This is a genomic window from Collinsella sp. AM18-10 (assembly GCF_003471585.1).
GTDB lineage: Bacteria > Actinomycetota > Coriobacteriia > Coriobacteriales > Coriobacteriaceae > Collinsella.
In genome coordinates this window covers 96266-113182 of the sequence record NZ_QRJO01000005.1, presented here as the reverse complement: position 1 = coordinate 113182, position 16917 = coordinate 96266, and the positions used below count along the sequence as shown (strand labels likewise).

The following is a 16917-nucleotide window of genomic DNA, read 5'->3' as shown; positions in this document are numbered from 1 at the left end:
GTCCGGATTCCGGGATGCGCTTTCCGCAACGGACTTCTCGTGGAAAGCGCATCCCACTCTAGACGCCAATTCCGGGATGCATTTTCCGCGGCGACGTTGGCTACCTGCCATCGTCGTCCTGGGCCTCTTCGTGTGCGTAAAGCTCCAGCATGCGGCGGCGGTATTCGCGCACGGCGAGCTTGGCGCGCTCCAGGCGGCGGCGCTCACGCGGGGTGAGCTTGCCGGGGTCGATCTCGTCGCCGTAAGTCTTTTCGGCCAGCAAATGGGCGGCGTCCACGATACGGGCATCGATGTGCCCGCTTGCCGCCTCGGCCGAGAGGCGGTCGGCAATGGAATCAAGGGTAGGTATGCCGTCGAGCGTGCGACCGTGACCATGCGAGGTCAGCAGCTCGTGCTCGCGTGCGAGCAGGCTCGCCAAATCGTGATGGGCACGCAGGATGTCGAGCGCATCGGATGGATGCTCGGCAACCTCTGCCACGGCGGCAACCGGCGCGGCATCGACCACGCGGTAGAAGAGCTGCGCGAGCAGTGGCATCAGGAACACCGTGATGGCGCCGGCCGCCACCATAACCGAAGCGACGCCCTGTGATAATGCGCCGGCGTTGACGGCAACGCTCGTAACGGCAACGATGATCGGCAGCGCCGTGGTGCAGTACAGGGCCACGGTAATGCGACCATACGCCGACACATCGCGCGTCGCAGGACAAATGCTCATGGAAATAAGAATGGGCACGGCACGAATAATCAACAACGCCACGATAAAGCCCACGAGCAGACCCGGGCGCGACGCCACGGCCGTCAGATCGATCTTTGCGCCCGATACGGTAAAGAACACCGGAATCAAAAAACCGTAGGCCAGACCGTCGAGCTTGGTCTCGAGCGTATGGTTGCCCTCGGGGATGATATAGCGCAGGACAAAGCCGGCGGCAAAAGAACCCAACACGATGTCGAGATCAAAGACAGCCGAGAATGCCACGAGCGTGACCAGGATGAGCACCGTCAGGCGCACGAAGGTCTGCGACGTGGTATCGGCGCGCTCCTCAACAAATGCAAAGAAGCGGCTGCCGACGCGCTTGGAGCGGCTCGGGACCACGGCCAGCAACACGCAAACCACCGCAAACAAGCCAAGGATAACGAGCGTTTGGATACCAGTGCGGGCAGACAACAGCACCGACATGGCGAGCACGGGACCGAGCTCGCCCCAAGTGCCATACGCGAGAATCGAGTCGCCCACGCGCGTGCCGGTGAGCGAGCGCTCACGCATGATGGGCACAAGCGTACCGAGCGCCGTCGAAGTGAGGGCAAGCGTCACGGCGATACCGTCGAAATGACTGACTGAGAACCACGGGGTAAAGCGCACGGCAAGCCAGGCGATACCAAACGTGACGACCCACGTCGCCAAGCCGTAGCGCCCCTCGACGCCTGTGATGCTCTTGGGGTCGATCTCAAAGCCGGCAAGCAGGAACAAAAAGGCCAGGCCCAGCTCGGACACAAGCGAGACCTCAGCATCTACATGGATGACGCCGAGCATATGGGGTCCCAGTACCGCGCCGAGCACGAGCAAAAAGACCGTCTCGGGAACGGGTTTTCCGGGAATCGCCGAGGCGATAAAAGGACTCGCAAAGGCCACGAGTGCGATGATGGCGAGCGAAACGAATGCCATGTGATGCCTTTCTCTTGTTTGCGCTTCACTGTAGCACCCTCGCCGTCCTCAACGCGCCGCGAGCTGTCGTATCATAGTGAGGTTTACAAACATGTGGCTCAAGGCGACCGCAGGGCAGACCCCGCAAACCGACCGCTGCCGCATACCGTACCGTACGCCCAACCGATCAGGAAGGCAGGAACCAATGGTCTCTCGTATCTACGTGGAGAAGAAACCCGGGTTCGACGTCGAGGCTCAGCAGCTCAAGGGCGAGCTGACCGAAATTCTCGGCATCAAGGGCATCGAGGCCCTGAGGATTATCAACCGCTACGACGTCGAGGGCATCGACAAGGAGCTTTTCCGGTCCTGCGTGCCGACCGTCTTTAGCGAGCCCCAGGTCGATGTGACCTACGACGAGCTCCCCGCAAGCGATGGCGCCGTCTTTGCCGTCGAATTCCTGCCTGGCCAGTTTGACCAGCGCGCCGACTCCGCCAGCGAGTGCGTGCAGCTCATCAGCCAGGGCGAGCGCCCCGCCGTGCGCTCCGCCAAGGTCTATATGATCTCGGGCGCTCTGGACGAGGCCGCCATTGATGCCATCAAGCACTACGTGGTGAACCCCGTCGAGGCGCGCATCGCCTCGCTCGACCTGCCCGAGACGCTGTACATGGAGACCCCCGAGCCCCAGCCCGTCGAGGTGCTCGACGGTTTCCGCGAGCTCGACAAAGCCGGCCTTGCCGCCTTTATTTCCGAGCGCGGCCTTGCCATGGACGAGGCGGACATCGCCTTCTGCCAGCAGTACTTCCGCGATGAGGATCGCGACCCCACCATCACCGAGATCCGCGTGATCGACACCTACTGGTCCGATCACTGCCGCCACACCACCTTCGGCACCGTCCTGGACGACGTGACGATCGACGACGCCGTGGTGCAGCAGGCCTTCGACCGCTACATGGAGATGCGCCACGAACTCGGTCGCGACACCAAGCCCGTCTGCCTCATGGACATGGGCACCATCGGCGCCAAGTACCTCAAGAAGACCGGCGTCATGACCGATGTCGACGAGTCCGAGGAGATTAACGCCTGCACCGTCAAGGTGAAGGTCGATGTCGACGGCGAGAACCAGGACTGGCTGTTCCTCTTTAAGAACGAGACCCACAACCACCCGACCGAGATCGAGCCCTTCGGCGGTGCCGCCACCTGCGTGGGCGGTGCCATCCGCGACCCGCTGTCGGGCCGCAGCTACGTGTACCAGGCCATGCGTGTCACCGGCGCCGGCGACCCCACCGTCCCCGTGTCCGAGACGCTCGAGGGCAAGCTGCCGCAGCGTAAGCTCGTGACCACTGCTGCCGCCGGCTACTCCAGCTACGGCAACCAGATTGGCCTTGCCACCGGTCAGGTCAACGAACTCTATCACCCCGGCTACGTCGCCAAGCGCATGGAGGTCGGCGCCGTCGTGGGCGCTACCCCGGCAAACCACGTGCGTCGCGAGTGCCCCGCCCCCACCGACAAGATCATCCTGTTGGGCGGCCGCACCGGCCGTGACGGCATCGGCGGTGCCACCGGCTCCTCCAAGACCCAGAACACCGAGTCCATCGAGACATCGGGCGCCGAGGTCCAGAAGGGCAACGCCCCGGTCGAGCGCAAGCTGCAGCGCCTGTTCCGCCGCGGCGATGCCTGCCGTCTGATCAAGCGCTGCAACGACTTTGGCGCCGGCGGTGTCTCGGTCGCCGTAGGCGAGCTTGCCGACGGCCTGTATGTCGACCTTGATACCGTGACCAAAAAGTACGACGGTCTTGACGGCACCGAGCTCGCCATCTCTGAATCCCAGGAGCGCATGGCCTGCGCCGTCGCCGACGGTGACGTCGAGGAGTTCATGGGCTACGCCGCCGAGGAGAACCTGGAGGCGACCGTTATCGCCGAGGTTACCGCCGAGCCGCGCATGCGCATGGCCTGGAACGGCGTCGCCATCGTCGATCTGTCCCGCGAGTTCCTCAACTCCAACGGTGCGCCCAAGCACCAGGTCGTCCACGTCTGCGCCCGCAGTGTGTGGCAGCCCAGCTGGGCCGGTACCACGCTCGCCGAGCGCATGACCTCGCTCGTCACCGACCTCAACGTCGCTTCCAACAAGGGCCTTTCCGAGCGCTTCGACTCCACCATCGGCGCCGCGACCGTGCTCATGCCCTTTGGCGGCAAGACGCAGCTCACCCCAAGCTCGGCCATGGTCGCCAAGTTCCCCGTGGACGGCGAGACCACCACGGCGAGCGCCATGGCATGGGGCTTCAACCCCTATCTGATGGAGGCCGACCAGTTTGCGGGCGCCTACCTGTCCGTGGTCGAGTCCATCGCCAAGCTCGTTGCCGCCGGCTTTGAGCACAAGCGCACCTACCTCTCCTTCCAGGAGTACTTCGAGCGCCTGCGCACCGAGGCCGAGCGCTGGGGCAAGCCCATGGCTGCCGTCCTGGGTGCCCTTATGGCCCAGGTCGACCTGGGTGCCGGCGCCATCGGCGGCAAGGACTCCATGAGCGGTTCGTTTGAGGACGAGGCCGGCGAGCTCAACGTTCCGCCGACCCTGATCAGCTTCGCCGTCGCCGTGGGCAAGGCCGCCCGCGCCGTCTCGCCCGAGTTCAAGGGCCTCACGCACCGCGTCGTCCGCATCGCCCCCGCCACCTATGGCGAGGACTACCGCCCCGATGCTCAGCAGCTGCTCGCCGCGTTTGACGCCGTCGAGGCGCTCACTGCTACCGGCAACGCCCTGGCCATCTCCACGCCTGGCTACGGCTGCGGCGCCGAGAGCCTCTTTAAGATGTGCGTCGGTAACCAGATCGGTATCGAGCTTGCCGAGGATGTAGACGTGGAGAGCCTCTTCACCCCGCTCTACGGCAGCTTTATTGTCGAGCTCGCCGAGGATGCCGAGCTGCCCGAGGTCGCCGACGGCGTTGTCGTCGAGCCCCTGGGCACCACCGTCGAGGGCTATGTCATCGACACCGGTTCCGAAGTCATCGAGCTCTCCGAGCTCCAGGAGGCCTGGGAGAGCGGCATCGAGGGCGTCTTCACCTACCGCAGCGCCGGCGAGACCCCCGAGGTCGAGACCATCGACTTCCGCGCCAAGGATATCCACGTGTACGGCGGCGCCAAGATCGCCCGCCCGCGCGTGATCATCCCCGTGTTCCCCGGCAACAACTGCGAGTACGACAGCGCCCGCGCCTTCCGTGCCGCCGGTGCCGAGGCCGACACCTTCGTGATCAACAACCTCACGCCCGAGGCCGTCGCCGAGAGCACCCACGAGCTTGCCCGCCGCATCCGTGCAAGCCAGATCGTCATGATCCCCGGCGGCTTCTCGGGCGGCGACGAGCCCGACGGCTCCGCCAAGTTCATCACGGCGTTCTTCCGCGCTCCCGAGGTCACCGAGGCAGTCCGCGACCTGCTCAAGGCCCGCGATGGCCTGATGCTGGGCATCTGCAACGGCTTCCAGGCCCTGATCAAGCTCGGTCTGGTGCCCTACGGCGACATCGTCGACGCCACGCCCGATGCGCCCACGTTGACGTTCAACACCATCGGTCGCCACCAGAGCCGTCTGGTGCGCACCCGCATCTCGTCCAACTTGTCCCCGTGGCTGTCGCAGTGCAGCCTGGACGACCCCTACACCGTCGCCATCAGCCACGGCGAGGGCCGCTTTGTCGCCAATGACGAAGTGCTCGCCCAGCTGATCGCCAACGGCCAGGTCGCCACGCAGTACGTGGGCGAGAACGGCAAGCCCAGCATGGATCTCTCCGTCAACCCCAACGGCTCCGCACTCGCCATCGAGGGCATCACGAGCCCCGACGGCCGCGTCCTGGGCAAGATGGGCCATGCCGAGCGTCGCGGCGACAACCTGTACCGCAACGTGCCCGAGCATGTCCCCGGCGATAAGTTCATGCCGATCTTTGAGAGCGGCGTGGCCTACTTCGCTTAAACCTTTCCCATCGGGTACAATCCCCTCGGGTAACAACACCCGCCACCGACACATCCGGTGGCGGGTTCTTTTTTGCTTCGCGCATGCAGGAAGGACATCATGGAAAGCCGCAAGCCGTATCTCGCCACCCTGCCCGGACTCATCCTGAGCTGTCTTGTTTGCTGTGCACTCTGGGGATCGGCCTTTCCCTGCATCAAGATCGGCTACGCACTCTTTGGTATCCCGGCGCACGATAGCGCCTCGCAGCTGCTCTTTGCGGGCTTGCGCTTCACGCTTGCCGGCGCCCTGGTTATCGTTGGGATGAGTGCGGCCCAACGCCGCCCCCTCATTCCGCAGGCTCGCGACATCAAGCCCATCTTTGTCTTGTCGCTCTTCCAGACTATCGGGCAGTACTTCTTTTTCTATCTGGGCCTCTCGCGCGCCAGCGCCATGTCGAGCTCCATCATCGAGGCCAGCGCCAACTTCCTCGCAATCCTCTTTGCCGCCCTGGCATTTCACACCGAGAAGCTCAATACGGCCAAGGTGCTTGGCTGTGCGCTGGGCTTTGCCGGCGTCGCGCTCGTCAACCTCTCGGGCGCAGATGGCACCTTTGGCTTCAGGCTCGATGGCGAGGGCTTTATCCTAGCCTCCACTGTCGCGGGTGCTCTTTCGACCTGCCTGATCGGCATCTTCTCGCGCAAGCACGACGGCGTCTTGCTTGCCGGGTGGCAGTTCTTGGTCGGCGGCCTGGTCCTCACCGCCATCGGCTTTTTGATGGGTGGCGCGCTCTCCCCCACGGCGATTGTCCCCGCCATCGTGCTCATCATCTACATGGCGCTTATCTCCGCGGTCGCCTACTCGCTGTGGTCGCGCCTGCTTGCCGTCAACCCCGTCAGCCGCGTCTCGGTCTTTGGGTTTATGAACCCGGTCTTTGGCGTACTGCTGAGCGCACTGCTGCTTGGCGAGGGCGCCGGCACGAGCCCCGTTACCGTCATCGTTGCCCTGCTCTTGGTCTGCAGCGGCATCATCATCGTCAACAAACCCAAAAAAGCCTAGCGAACTGCCCTTATTTAGCAGAGAGATTCACATACTTTAGTTTAATGGAGTACATCGGTGAGCTGAAGGCCACCACGCACGCAAGCGTGCGCCCCTTTTTCTAGCGTATCTGGACGCCGGCTTTCTTTTTCTCGGCCTTGACGCGGTAGAGCTCCGCATCGGCAGCGCGAAGCAAGTCTTGCCAGGTATCGACACCGTCACCGACCCGTGCGTAGCCGATGGACATCCGCAACAGATACGGCACGTCGGCACGTGCGAGCTCATCGTTGATTGCCGCACACAGGCTTATGATGTCCTGCTCCGCCGTCGCCTTTTGGAGCACCACGAACTCATCGCCACCATAACGTGCGATAAAGCCGCCAGACGCCGAGCAGACTTCTTTGAGCGCAGCGGATATGACCTGAAGAGCATGGTCGCCCTCCACATGCCCATAGCGATCGTTAATCTGCTTAAAGCCGTCGGCGTCCATCATAAGCAGATATACATCTTCGGCCTGATCCACATTTGAGAAGAGCGACAGCATATAGGTCTCAAAACGGTTGCGATTGTTAAGTCCAGTCAACGGGTCGGTCGAGATGAGCTGCTCCTGGTAGATGATGTAGAGCAGCAACATGCTAATCATTATGCCGACACAAAGGCCGGGCACCGAGTATACGACCTGAAAGGTACCGCCCACCAGGGCCGGAATGGCGAAAAATGCCAAGGTTCGATAGATGGCCTTCGTCTGCAGGCTCTCGACCCTGCGAGATTGCACAAATGCATGCAGGGACGTATGTATAACGTAACAGTAGCTGACGATGGGCTGGATCATATAGGCAAAGCCGCGACGATACACGCCCTGCGAATCGATATAGAACAGGGCGTGCGTCCAGTAACTGGTAAACGCCAGCACGACCACCAGAGCCGTAGGCAACGCTACAAGCACCACCCTATAGCGCGAGGTCAAAAGGCGAGAACCCTGCACCGTCTCGGAATAGATAAACCAAATGAGACACGCGATAGCAAAGAGCGAAAACGAAACCGCGTTGGAAATCCAGTTGGCAGCAATGCCCAACGTGCCGTCCACACCGTCCGAAAGCGTCCAGATCATATCGAATAATATGTACGCGGCAGAGGTGTAGCCAAGCATGCTAAACAATAGCTGCTGGGTGCTCGAGAACAAGGAGCGACGACTTCGCACGGCAAGCCCGATAAGAACAATCATGCATAGCACGAATATCTCAATCTTGAGTGCCTTAACCACTAGCGCCATCCCTTCAATACCCAAGTGGTCAGAATCGCCCAATTCGAATCAGGGCAATAAACACCCCTTTACTCCACAGGGGTAAAGGGGATAATAGCAGAGCGCCCGAACATCACTGCAAAACAGTTTCTGTTCGGGCGCCCATACGGCGCGAATTGCACACGCCGGCATCATTGATGGGTATCGATTGCTACTCGCCATCGATGTCAGTCGCGACGGCCTCCTCGATGGCCTCGACACCGACAGGCGACAGATCCTCCTTGCCTTGGCAGAACTTCTTGTCGACCCAGCCAGTCAGAATCGGAGCCATGATCGCCGTGATGATAACGGCGGTGGCGATCTGAGCGTACGCGGTGGGCGCAAGCTCGGCGTAACGCGGTGCGACCTCGGCGAGGGCAACCGGTGTGGTCATAGCCGTGCCGGCAATGGTGGAGCAAGCCACAGCGGCCTTGCCATTGCCGCCGCACAGACGCTCGAACGCAAAGGTGATGGGACCGACGACAAACAGCGTGACAAGGCCCAGCAAGATGCCGGAAATACCGCCGGTGATAAAGCTCGACAGGCTCATGGACGCACCGAGCTGAAATCCGATGACGGCAATCGCGGGATTGGCACCGGGAACCAGCAGGTTCTCGATAAACGGGAACAGGTTGCCCAGAACCATGCCAATAACGAGTGGCAAGATGGAGCCGATAATGGTGCCAATGGGAATGTTGGCGAGGCCGGAAACGCCGAGGATGATCATCGTGACGGCGGGACCAGCCGTAAAGAACAGGATACCGACGGCGCCCTGCTCGGACTCATCGCCGAACTCGCCCATGATGCCCGTATAGAGCGCCATGTTGCAAAACGTGATGCCGCCGATGATAGACACGGAGCTCAGACCCAGGAAGTTGTCGTTAAAGAAATATGCCACGCCCAGGCCGAGAGCCGCTGCGACGACCAGCTTGGGGATCAGCACGACGATACCGGTCTTGATGGCACCCGGCGTGGACTTAAAGCTGATGCCGGCGCCCACAAACAGCAGGATCGCGGCGACGATGGTATTGGAGCCACCGCGGCAGGCAGCCGTAAAGAAGCCGCCGATCTCAAAAACCTGCGGGCAGAAGGTGTTGAGCAAAAGACCGACGATCATCGGATAGATCATGATGTCGCCCGGGATGCGCGGGACCTTGAATTTCTTTTGCTCGTTGGCGGTTGCTTCCTGTGCCATGAAACCCCCATTTCCGCTGACGGGGTACAAAAGCCCACGTCACGCTTTGCTACAGTAAAGTTTGACCATGGTACCAGAAGAAATAGACCAGCTCGGTGAAAAATCCGACGAGTTGGGATGGAACGAGATTCGGCGCCCGCGACGCCACCCCTATATAAGGCTCAAGACAATATAGAGTACGATGCCCGAGACGCAGCACCACAGCATCGATTTTGTCTTGACCGCCACGACCACGACGCCGGCGGCCGCAATCCAGGGAGCCAAGGCAGGCCAGAGTCCCGCGTCGAACGCGCCGGGGCTCACCAAGTCGTTGGCGACCAGCGCGGCAAAGGCGGCGGGCGGGATATAGCCCAGGGCCTCGGTAATGCGGGGCGACAGGGTCCGCCCGCGCAAGGCGAACGCCGGCGCGATGCGAAAGAACGCGATAGCAGCCCACGACGACAGCCACAGAACCAAGAACTCGTTAACGGGCATCGCGGGCACCTCTTCCGTCAAATACAGCATCGCACGCCAACGCAATGGCCATGCCGGCCACGACGCTTGCCGGCACGGCAATATTCGTGAGGCCCAAGAACTTGCATACGGCGACGGACACCGCGCCCGAAACCGCCGCGACAACGTTGCCGCGCGACAGCCGCTGCGAAAAGAGCAGGCAGATAAAGAGCGAGGTGCAGACAAAGGCTGCAATGGCGGTGGGAACATCGACAACGGCGCCGACGATGGCGCCCATCGTACACGAAACGCCCCATGTTGCGATGAGAATCACGTTGAGCACAAAGGACTCGCGCGGGCCCCAATCCTCCCCTTCAACCAACTTGGCAAGCGAGATGCCATATGCCTCCTCGGTAAGTGTCGCGGCAACAGCCAGCGTCTGACGCTTCGAGGCACCCGTCAGATGCGGCGCGATCGATGCCGAGTAAAGCGCAAAGCGCGAGGAGATGGCAGCAACGCTCGCGACGATCGATGCTGCAGGCACGCCCGCCAGCCACAGGTTGCAGATCATAAACTGGCCGCTGCCCGTCACAAACGTGCTGCTCAGGGCAAAGACCATCCAGGGTTCCATTCCCGTCTGCCCCATGATCATTCCGCACGGCGCGCCTATTGCAACATAGGTAAGCATCACCGGCCAGACGGTTCTAACGATTTTGAGCACCATACGCTTCTCATCCTGACAAGGTCTCCGAGCCGCATGTAGCGATACGGCAGAATCATTATCCGACAGCAACCGAGTTCACCTACAATTGCCACCGGATCGAAAGACACAACTTTTTAGGAAGTCATTATGACAGCTATCGATCGAGACCGGGCGCGCGCGGCCTTCAAAAGCTACACCGATGCCTACGACGCCACTAACCCACGCATCGCGCTCAAAATCGAGCATACGTACCACGTTGCCGAGGCATGCGATGCCGTGGCACACGAACAGGGCTGGTCGTCAGAAGATATTGACCTGGCATGGCTTTGCGGCCTGCTACACGATATGGGCCGCTTTGAGCAGCTGCGACGCTGGGATACGTTTAAGGATGCCGAAAGCATGAGCCATGCGGCGTTGGGCGTCGGGGTCCTCTTTGGCGAGAACCCCGACGACGCGCCTGTCACAACAAACATCCGAGATTTTATCGAGACCGAAGAGCACGACGAGCTCATCCGCGCGAGCATCGCCTATCACAGTGACTTTCGCCTGCCGGCACAACTCGACGAGCGAACACGGTGCTTCTGCGATATCGTACGCGATGGCGACAAGATCGACATTATGCGCACCATCGCCGACAGCACCGTCGACACCATCCTCAAGGTGGATGAGAACACGTTTCTCGCCAGCCGCTTCTCGACACCGGCGCTTACCGCCTTTGACGAGCACCGCTGCGTTGCACGCGACGAACGCGACGAGCCCGCAGACTACCTGGTGGGACTCATCTGCTTTATGTTTGAGCTCGTCTATCCAGCAAGCCGCGCGCTGGCGCGCGAGCAGGGTGATATCTACCGCCTGCTCGACGCGCCCTTTGGCATTACGTGCCCCTTTACCGATCCCGCCACGCAAGCGACCTGGGAGCGCCTGAAGGGCGAGATGCGCGACTGGCTGGCGCGCGCCTAGCGCTCAAGCTGGGCCAGCAGCTCCTCGACGACCTCGACGGCATCGCCGACAACCTTGTACTGGGCAGCACCAAAGATGGGGGCATCCGGGTCCTCGTTGATGGCGATAATGCACTCCGCCCCACCGATACCGGCAAGATGCTGGATGGCGCCCGAAACACCGATACTCACGAGAAGTTTAGGGGAAACCGATACGCCCGTCTGGCCAATCTGATGGCGATACTCCAACCAGCCGGCCTCCACGACAGGTCGCGTGCAGCCAAGCTCGGCTCCCAGAGCCTCGGCGAGCTTTCGCATCAGCGGCAGGTTTTTCTTGGAGCCAATGCCGCGACCCACCACGACCAGGCGCTCGGCATCGGCAATTGAGGCCTGCTGTCCCCACTCCTCGGCGGGAATCGAGATCTCGACACGGGCCTTGGCGTCTTCCGCAAGCGATACCTGGGTAATCGTACCGGAACGGCCGTAGTCAAAGTCGGGTGCCTTAAAGATGCCGGGACGAACCGTTGCCATCTGGGGACGATGATTGGGGCAGACGATGGTGGCCATCAGGTTGCCGCCAAACGCCGGACGCGTCTGTTGCAGCAGTCCCGTCTCCGTATCCATCGAAAGTACGGTGCAGTCAGCCGTAAGGCCCGTCTGCAAGCGCACGGCAACGCCGGGTGCCAGTTCGCGGCCAAAAGCGGTCGCACCGTATAGGATGGCCTCGGGTTTGCGCTCGGCTACCAAATCGCAGATCAAGCGAGCGTAGACCTCCACGTCGTTCTGACGCAGGCGCTCGTCACGACAGACCAGAACTTCGTCCGCACCGGCGCAAATCAGATGCTCCAGGTCCCCGAGTGAGCCCTCGGGGCTCATGCCGACCAGTGCCACCAGACGGCAGCCGCGGGCATCGGCAAGCTCGCGCCCCTTGCCCATGAGCTCGAAGGCCACGGATGCAACGGCATCGTGCTCGTCAGTCTGCACGAAGATCCAGATGTCTCGATATGCGTCAAGGTCTGCCGCGCCGGCGGCCTCGTCGCGCTCAATCGAGATGGCGTTGACGGGGCAGGCGTCGACGCACCCACCGCACAGGATACAGCCGTCGGTTACGCGGGCACAGCGATTGGGGCGCTCACCCTCCACCACAATGCCGCCCGAGGCGCAGGCGCGAACGCAGCGACCGCAGCCGATACAGGCTTCGCTATCGATAATCAGCCCGCTCATCTATGCCATCCCCTCAATAATCTTGGCAAGTTTTACCGCCTGCTCGGACGCCGTTCCCTCAACGGCCTCGCACGTTTGGTCACGGTCGGGCACAAACGAGCGCACGACCTGCGTCGGTGATCCGGCAAGACCGCAACGCGCGGGGTCGGCGTTCACGTCGGCGGCACTGACCACGCGCACGTCCGCCTCCTCCGCCGCGCGAATACCGGTAATACTCGGCATACGCAACTGGCCAATCTCCTTGGCAGTCGTCATCGCGCACGGCATCTCAAGACACACCGTCTCCTCGCCGGCATCGCATCCGTGAACGAGCGCCAGCGAGCCACACGTCGTAAAGCCCGCGCTTTGCACGCAGCTCACGTCGGTCACGCAGGGAATCTCAAAGGCACCGGCAAGCTCGGGACCAATCTGGGCCGTATCGCCATCCACCGCCATCTTGCCGCAGATGAGCAGGTCGAAGTCCTCGTCGAGTGCCTCGATGCCGCATTTGAGAGCATAGGTGGTCGCCAGGGTATCGGCACCTGCAAAGGCGCGATCGGTCAGCAGCAGCGCGTCGTCGGCGCCTCGAGCGATGCAGTCGCGCAGCAGCGACTCGGTCGCGGGGATGCCCATCGACACCACCGTCACGCGCACATCCATGCCAAAGCCGATAAAGTCGTCCTTCAGCGCCAGCGCGCATTCCAAAGCGCTCGCATCAAAGGGATTAATGACCGCCTGCTTGCCATCGCGCACGATGGTATTGGTCTTGGGGTCCATCTTGACCTCGGTGCTGCCCGGCACGGCCTTGACGCACACCACCATATGGAAATCGCTCATCTTCACGCGCCCCCTTTCTGGACGAGCTCATCCAAGAGCTTCTCCGAAAACAGGTTGCCGCGACCCAGCTGCCCGTCGGGATCGAGCTGGAGCTTGAGCCGCGCCGACTCGACCATGGCCTCGTGACCGTACATCGTCTCTAAGAAGCCCGCCTTGATCTTGCCGACGCCGTGCTCGGCAGAAACGGCACCGCCCATAGCCGTTACCTCCGCAGCCCACTGGGCAAACAGCTCGCCACCGCGACGGTAGTCCTGCGCGTCGCGCGGCAGGATGTTCACATGCAGATGGTTGTTACCGATGTGCCCCCAGGCAGCAGATTCAAGCCCACTTTCGGCTAACGTGCGGCGATAAAGGCCGATGACATCGTCCAAGCGTGCGTTGGGCACCGACATGTCCGAGCCCAGCTTGGTAATGGTGGGGTCGATGCGGCGACGCTCGTCAATGAGCATATTGACGCTCTCGGGGACCGCGTGGCGGAAGAACCGCTGGCACTCGCGATCGACTTCGGTGCGGGCGACCCATGTCGCATCGTCGCGGCCGCCCGCAAACTCCAGCACCCATCCCAGGCGGTACAGCTCCTCGGTCGCCTGCGCCTCGTCATCGCAGTCGAGCTCCACGTAGACACAGACCTTTGCCTCGTCGTCGAGCGCCGGCAGCGAGGCAAACGCTGTCGACTGCTCGCGCTGGCGACGCAGGATATCCAGGGCGCCAGCATCGAAATACTCAATAGCGGCGGCATGGGACAGCACGGGACGCACGGAATCGGTAAAGGACACGGCCTTGTCTTCACTATCGAAAAAGCAACTCATACCCCATACGACCGAAGGTGCCGCCTGCAGGGCGATCTCGAGCTCGGTAATGACGCCGAGCGTGCCGCACGCACCGATAAAAAGATCGATGGCGTCCATATCGTCCGCAACAAAATACCCCGAGGCATTTTTGGTCTTGGGCATGGTGTAGTCAGGAAGATCAAGCTCGAATGTATGACCCTCTGCCGTCACGAGCGACAGGTGGCGGCCCTGGGCAAAAGCCTCGCCGCGCTGAAGCTCAAGCAAATCGCCATCAGCCAGCGCGACGTGGAGTCCCGTGATATGCGGGCGCATGGGGCCGTAAGCGTAGCTGCGGGCGCCGGAGGCGTTGCATGCCGCCATGCCACCCAGACAGGCAGATGCCTCGGTGGGATCGGTGGGAAAGAACTGCTCGGGGGACTCTTGGAACTCCTCGTAGGCCTCAAGCGATGCCTGGTCCCAACCAGCGGTCGGCAGTACCTTCTTGCTCAGCTGCTTACGCAGCTCCGAGAGCACAACGCCCGGCTCCACGCGCAGCAGAAATTGGCCTTGTTCATCGCGGCGAAGGCCCAAGTAGCGATTCATACGGGAAGTATTGAGGATATGCCCACCGTGGGGCACGGCACCGGCGGCAAGGCCGGTTCGGGCGCCCTGAACCGTTACCGGGACACGCTCGGCATGGAGCGTTTCCAAAATGGCACGGACCTCGTCTTCCGTTGTCGGAAACGAGATGCTCGATGCTTCGCCCGATGCACGAGATTCATCGCGGCCATACTCTTCGAACGCATCGGTGAAGGGTTTAATGGTTGCAGACACGCGAACTCCCCCTTTAGCTAACTACAGTGTTTGCAGGGAGATGTTACCGCATCGTTTCGTCGACGTGTTCGAGACCGTCTCCATAATTGGCGATTTTTACGTTTGTGCAATTCGGCGAACGGCAAGGCTTCCTCGGCAGACGATGCTTTTGACACATATCGCCCCGCCGTCGCCGACCGCTCGATTGTCGCTCGAAAAAAGTTGAAGTAATTTTTCCACCTTTTACCTGCGGAGATGTCAATCCGTCAAGCATTTGGTCAGAAATTGGTCAAGTAGCGGCTGATACGGTCGGCGTCGACGGCCAAAACCGATAGAAGTTTTGGCCCCAGAAGCAGGGAGGTTCCCATGGCATATTACTGGCCCCAGTACGGCGTCGCCATCGAGGTCGACGACGATCCCTATCTCCTGCCTTTCGACGAAGAGGCGTTCCCCGATACGGCGGTCTACCACGTCACCACCGATGTTATCTGCGACCCCGAGTCGTTCTCGGCGCTCGCCCACCACATCGCGCGTATCCACGACATCGAGCTCCCTCACGACTTTGACGAGCTCATCTACTCGCGCCGCCTGATGCTTCACATGCTCTTTGGAGCGGACCCGTCCACGTTCGCACGTGTCTACACCACCAAGGACGCCGCATGAGTGCGAAGAAGCCGCCCCGCCTCGCAGGACTGGGGCGTCGCAAGAAACTCGTCGTTGTCTGCCTGGCTATCGCCTGCGCCCTCATCGCCGTAGGGCTATACGCCTGGCAGTCGCAGCCCGTGCCCGAAGCGGGCGCCTCAGTCACGACGGCCGGGGGCAAAACGCGTCAGGAAATCCAAGATGAGCTCGATGCCATCGTCCGCGACAACATGATGACGATTTCGGTCGCGCCGGTCGCTCAGCTACAGGAGGACGGCAAGCTGCGCGTCAACGTGCAAAACGTCCAAGACAATAAATTTCCCCAGCGATTCCGCGTCATCCAAAACGACGAGACCATGTACGAATCCGGTGTGGTCGAGACCGGCAAGACAATCGAGACGTGCCCCGCCGGCGACATCAAAGAAGGCGAGGCATACATCGAGATCCAGGCACTCGATGCCAAGACCCTCGACAGCCACGGCAATCCGACACGTGTCAAGGTACGGGTTGAGCAAGCCGAGAACTAGCTTTTTCGGCCGACGCGACACCGCACGCAATTCACCAGCATTCGTCCAATCATCGCGGGGACGGCCCGCGGCGAATAGAAAGGAACGACCATGGACATCACCAGGAACATGAACGGAGCCAGAGCGCTCGTCGTGGGCGCAGGGCTCGCGCTCGCGCTCGCAATGGGCGCCGCCCCGACGCCAGCTCTGGCAGCCGGGCGCGTTGGAACCACGAAAGTAATGGTCAGGACCGAGATCGACAACGTAGAGTTCAAAGTTCCGACGGTTATTCCCTTCGTCGCCAAGGCCGACGGCACGCTTCAGGGCCCCTCAGAAGACGCGACCACCATCGACAATCATTCGGCCTACGGCATCCATGTCACCAACATGAAGATCGACGCCATGAACACCTGGACCATTGCCGCCGACGCCAAGGCCGGAACCGCGCAGAATTCCATCGACTTTAAGGTCGGCCCCGACGGCGCACTCCAGAACGCCAGCGCCGCAATGCAGGAGACGGGCCTCGATCTTTCCAAGAATGCAGCCTTCGACATGGGCTACCAGGGCATTGCCGGCGGCACGGACAAAATTAAGCTCAAGACAAGCGGAAACGTCGCCCGCGTCACGCGCGACATCTTCCGCGTAACCGGCGAAGGCGATCAGGTTGCAACGATCACCTGGACGGTCGAGCCCGGTGCGCACACGGCATAAGGCCGTCGCCCTGGCCGCCGTCAGTATCCTAGCGTTTGGGCCAGCCATGGCCTTTGCCCAGCAAGAACAGGCGCAGGCCGCCACGCAAGTGACGGTCGACCTCTCGGAGCTCGACCGCGGCAACTGCAAGGAACCGTTGGCACAGACAGACGACAGACGATGGCTCTTGGCAGCAGGCGCCACGGCAGCAGGTGCGGGAACCGCCGGCCTCGGTCTGCACATCAAACGCAGCCAGAAACGAAACACGGACAGGCCGCACTAAATTAGCTAAGGAGAC

Annotated in this window: 15 protein-coding genes; 7 read left to right on the top strand and 8 right to left on the bottom strand. The window is 61.6% G+C overall.

Annotated elements, in window-relative coordinates:
• Positions 1-100 precede the first annotated feature (100 nt).
• The gene (locus DW211_RS05290; RefSeq protein ID WP_118259681.1) at positions 101-1663 is read right to left on the bottom strand and encodes a cation:proton antiporter; all 1563 of its coding nucleotides are present in this window, start codon (positions 1661-1663) and stop codon (positions 101-103) included.
• A gap of 184 nt (positions 1664-1847) precedes the next feature.
• On the opposite strand from DW211_RS05290, the gene DW211_RS05285 reads away from it, so the two are divergent.
• Positions 1848-5594, top strand: coding sequence for a phosphoribosylformylglycinamidine synthase (locus DW211_RS05285; RefSeq protein WP_118259679.1), 3747 nt, complete (start codon positions 1848-1850; stop codon positions 5592-5594).
• 99 nt (positions 5595-5693) lie between these two features.
• A complete protein-coding gene (locus tag DW211_RS05280; RefSeq protein WP_118259677.1) occupies positions 5694-6629 on the top strand; it encodes a DMT family transporter in 936 nt (311 codons plus the stop codon).
• A gap of 100 nt (positions 6630-6729) precedes the next feature.
• Here DW211_RS05280 and DW211_RS05275 read toward each other — a convergent pair whose 3' ends face one another.
• The 4 genes from DW211_RS05275 to DW211_RS05260 form a co-directional block, all read right to left on the bottom strand.
• On the bottom strand, positions 6730-7872 hold the full coding sequence (locus DW211_RS05275) for a diguanylate cyclase (protein WP_158563939.1): 1143 nt from the start codon (positions 7870-7872) through the stop codon (positions 6730-6732).
• A 190-nt stretch (positions 7873-8062) separates the two neighbouring features.
• The gene (locus DW211_RS05270) at positions 8063-9085 is read right to left on the bottom strand and encodes a 2-keto-3-deoxygluconate permease (protein WP_118259676.1); all 1023 of its coding nucleotides are present in this window, start codon (positions 9083-9085) and stop codon (positions 8063-8065) included.
• Positions 9086-9235: 150 nt separating this feature from the next.
• Complete coding sequence (locus DW211_RS05265; RefSeq protein WP_118259674.1) at positions 9236-9559, bottom strand: AzlD domain-containing protein; 324 nt, start codon at positions 9557-9559, stop codon at positions 9236-9238.
• The gene (locus DW211_RS05260) at positions 9549-10205 is read right to left on the bottom strand and encodes an AzlC family ABC transporter permease (RefSeq protein ID WP_255413561.1); all 657 of its coding nucleotides are present in this window, start codon (positions 10203-10205) and stop codon (positions 9549-9551) included. Before DW211_RS05260 ends, DW211_RS05265 begins: the two co-directional genes overlap by 11 nt.
• Before the next feature lie 162 nt (positions 10206-10367).
• On the opposite strand from DW211_RS05260, the gene DW211_RS05255 reads away from it, so the two are divergent.
• Positions 10368-11180, top strand: coding sequence for an HD domain-containing protein (locus DW211_RS05255; RefSeq protein ID WP_117848255.1), 813 nt, complete (start codon positions 10368-10370; stop codon positions 11178-11180).
• Here the strand turns inward: DW211_RS05255 and DW211_RS05250 are convergent.
• The 3 genes from DW211_RS05250 to DW211_RS05240 are packed head-to-tail and all read right to left on the bottom strand — an operon-like array spanning position 11177 to position 14802.
• Positions 11177-12382 (bottom strand): electron transfer flavoprotein subunit alpha, encoded by a 1206-nt coding sequence (locus tag DW211_RS05250; protein ID WP_118259670.1) that lies wholly within the window; start codon positions 12380-12382, stop codon positions 11177-11179. The two genes, DW211_RS05255 and DW211_RS05250, sit on opposite strands and share 4 nt — an antisense overlap.
• A complete protein-coding gene (locus tag DW211_RS05245; protein WP_118259713.1) occupies positions 12383-13198 on the bottom strand; it encodes an electron transfer flavoprotein subunit beta/FixA family protein in 816 nt (271 codons plus the stop codon). It lies immediately after the preceding gene.
• A 2-nt stretch (positions 13199-13200) separates the two neighbouring features.
• Positions 13201-14802: an FAD-binding oxidoreductase gene (locus tag DW211_RS05240; RefSeq protein ID WP_233540953.1), complete on the bottom strand. Its 1602-nt coding sequence runs from the start codon at positions 14800-14802 to the stop codon at positions 13201-13203.
• Between the two features lie 345 nt (positions 14803-15147).
• Here DW211_RS05240 and DW211_RS05230 point away from each other — a divergent pair, with 345 nt between their 5' ends.
• The 4 genes from DW211_RS05230 (at position 15148) to DW211_RS05215 (ending at position 16902) form a co-directional block, all read left to right on the top strand.
• Positions 15148-15444, top strand: a complete 297-nt coding sequence (locus DW211_RS05230) for a hypothetical protein (RefSeq protein ID WP_089573322.1) — start codon at positions 15148-15150, stop codon at positions 15442-15444.
• Positions 15441-15950: a hypothetical protein gene (locus DW211_RS05225; RefSeq protein ID WP_117842913.1), complete on the top strand. Its 510-nt coding sequence runs from the start codon at positions 15441-15443 to the stop codon at positions 15948-15950. The genes DW211_RS05230 and DW211_RS05225 overlap by 4 nt, the downstream gene beginning before the upstream one ends.
• A gap of 90 nt (positions 15951-16040) precedes the next feature.
• Positions 16041-16640: a hypothetical protein gene (locus DW211_RS05220; protein ID WP_089573324.1), complete on the top strand. Its 600-nt coding sequence runs from the start codon at positions 16041-16043 to the stop codon at positions 16638-16640.
• 46 nt (positions 16641-16686) lie between these two features.
• Positions 16687-16902 carry a hypothetical protein gene (locus DW211_RS05215; RefSeq protein ID WP_147325188.1) on the top strand — a complete coding sequence of 72 codons (216 nt, stop codon included), beginning with the start codon at positions 16687-16689 and terminating at the stop codon, positions 16900-16902.
• Positions 16903-16917 lie beyond the last annotated feature (15 nt).

Bases quoted from the DNA above. Each gene is read 5' to 3' on its own strand.
- DW211_RS05290 (WP_118259681.1), bottom strand. From the start codon at position 1,663: ATGGCATTCGTTTCGCTCGCCATCATCGCACTCGTGGCCTTTGCGAGT.
- DW211_RS05285 (WP_118259679.1), top strand. From the start codon at position 1,848: ATGGTCTCTCGTATCTACGTGGAGAAGAAACCCGGGTTCGACGTCGAG.
- DW211_RS05280 (WP_118259677.1), top strand. From the start codon at position 5,694: ATGGAAAGCCGCAAGCCGTATCTCGCCACCCTGCCCGGACTCATCCTG.
- DW211_RS05270 (WP_118259676.1), bottom strand. From the start codon at position 9,085: ATGGCACAGGAAGCAACCGCCAACGAGCAAAAGAAATTCAAGGTCCCG.
- DW211_RS05265 (WP_118259674.1), bottom strand. From the start codon at position 9,559: ATGCCCGTTAACGAGTTCTTGGTTCTGTGGCTGTCGTCGTGGGCTGCT.
- DW211_RS05260 (WP_255413561.1), bottom strand. From the start codon at position 10,205: ATGCTTACCTATGTTGCAATAGGCGCGCCGTGCGGAATGATCATGGGG.
- DW211_RS05255 (WP_117848255.1), top strand. From the start codon at position 10,368: ATGACAGCTATCGATCGAGACCGGGCGCGCGCGGCCTTCAAAAGCTAC.
- DW211_RS05250 (WP_118259670.1), bottom strand. From the start codon at position 12,382: ATGAGCGGGCTGATTATCGATAGCGAAGCCTGTATCGGCTGCGGTCGC.
- DW211_RS05245 (WP_118259713.1), bottom strand. From the start codon at position 13,198: ATGAGCGATTTCCATATGGTGGTGTGCGTCAAGGCCGTGCCGGGCAGC.
- DW211_RS05230 (WP_089573322.1), top strand. From the start codon at position 15,148: ATGGCATATTACTGGCCCCAGTACGGCGTCGCCATCGAGGTCGACGAC.
- DW211_RS05225 (WP_117842913.1), top strand. From the start codon at position 15,441: ATGAGTGCGAAGAAGCCGCCCCGCCTCGCAGGACTGGGGCGTCGCAAG.
- DW211_RS05220 (WP_089573324.1), top strand. From the start codon at position 16,041: ATGGACATCACCAGGAACATGAACGGAGCCAGAGCGCTCGTCGTGGGC.
- DW211_RS05215 (WP_147325188.1), top strand. From the start codon at position 16,687: ATGGCCTTTGCCCAGCAAGAACAGGCGCAGGCCGCCACGCAAGTGACG.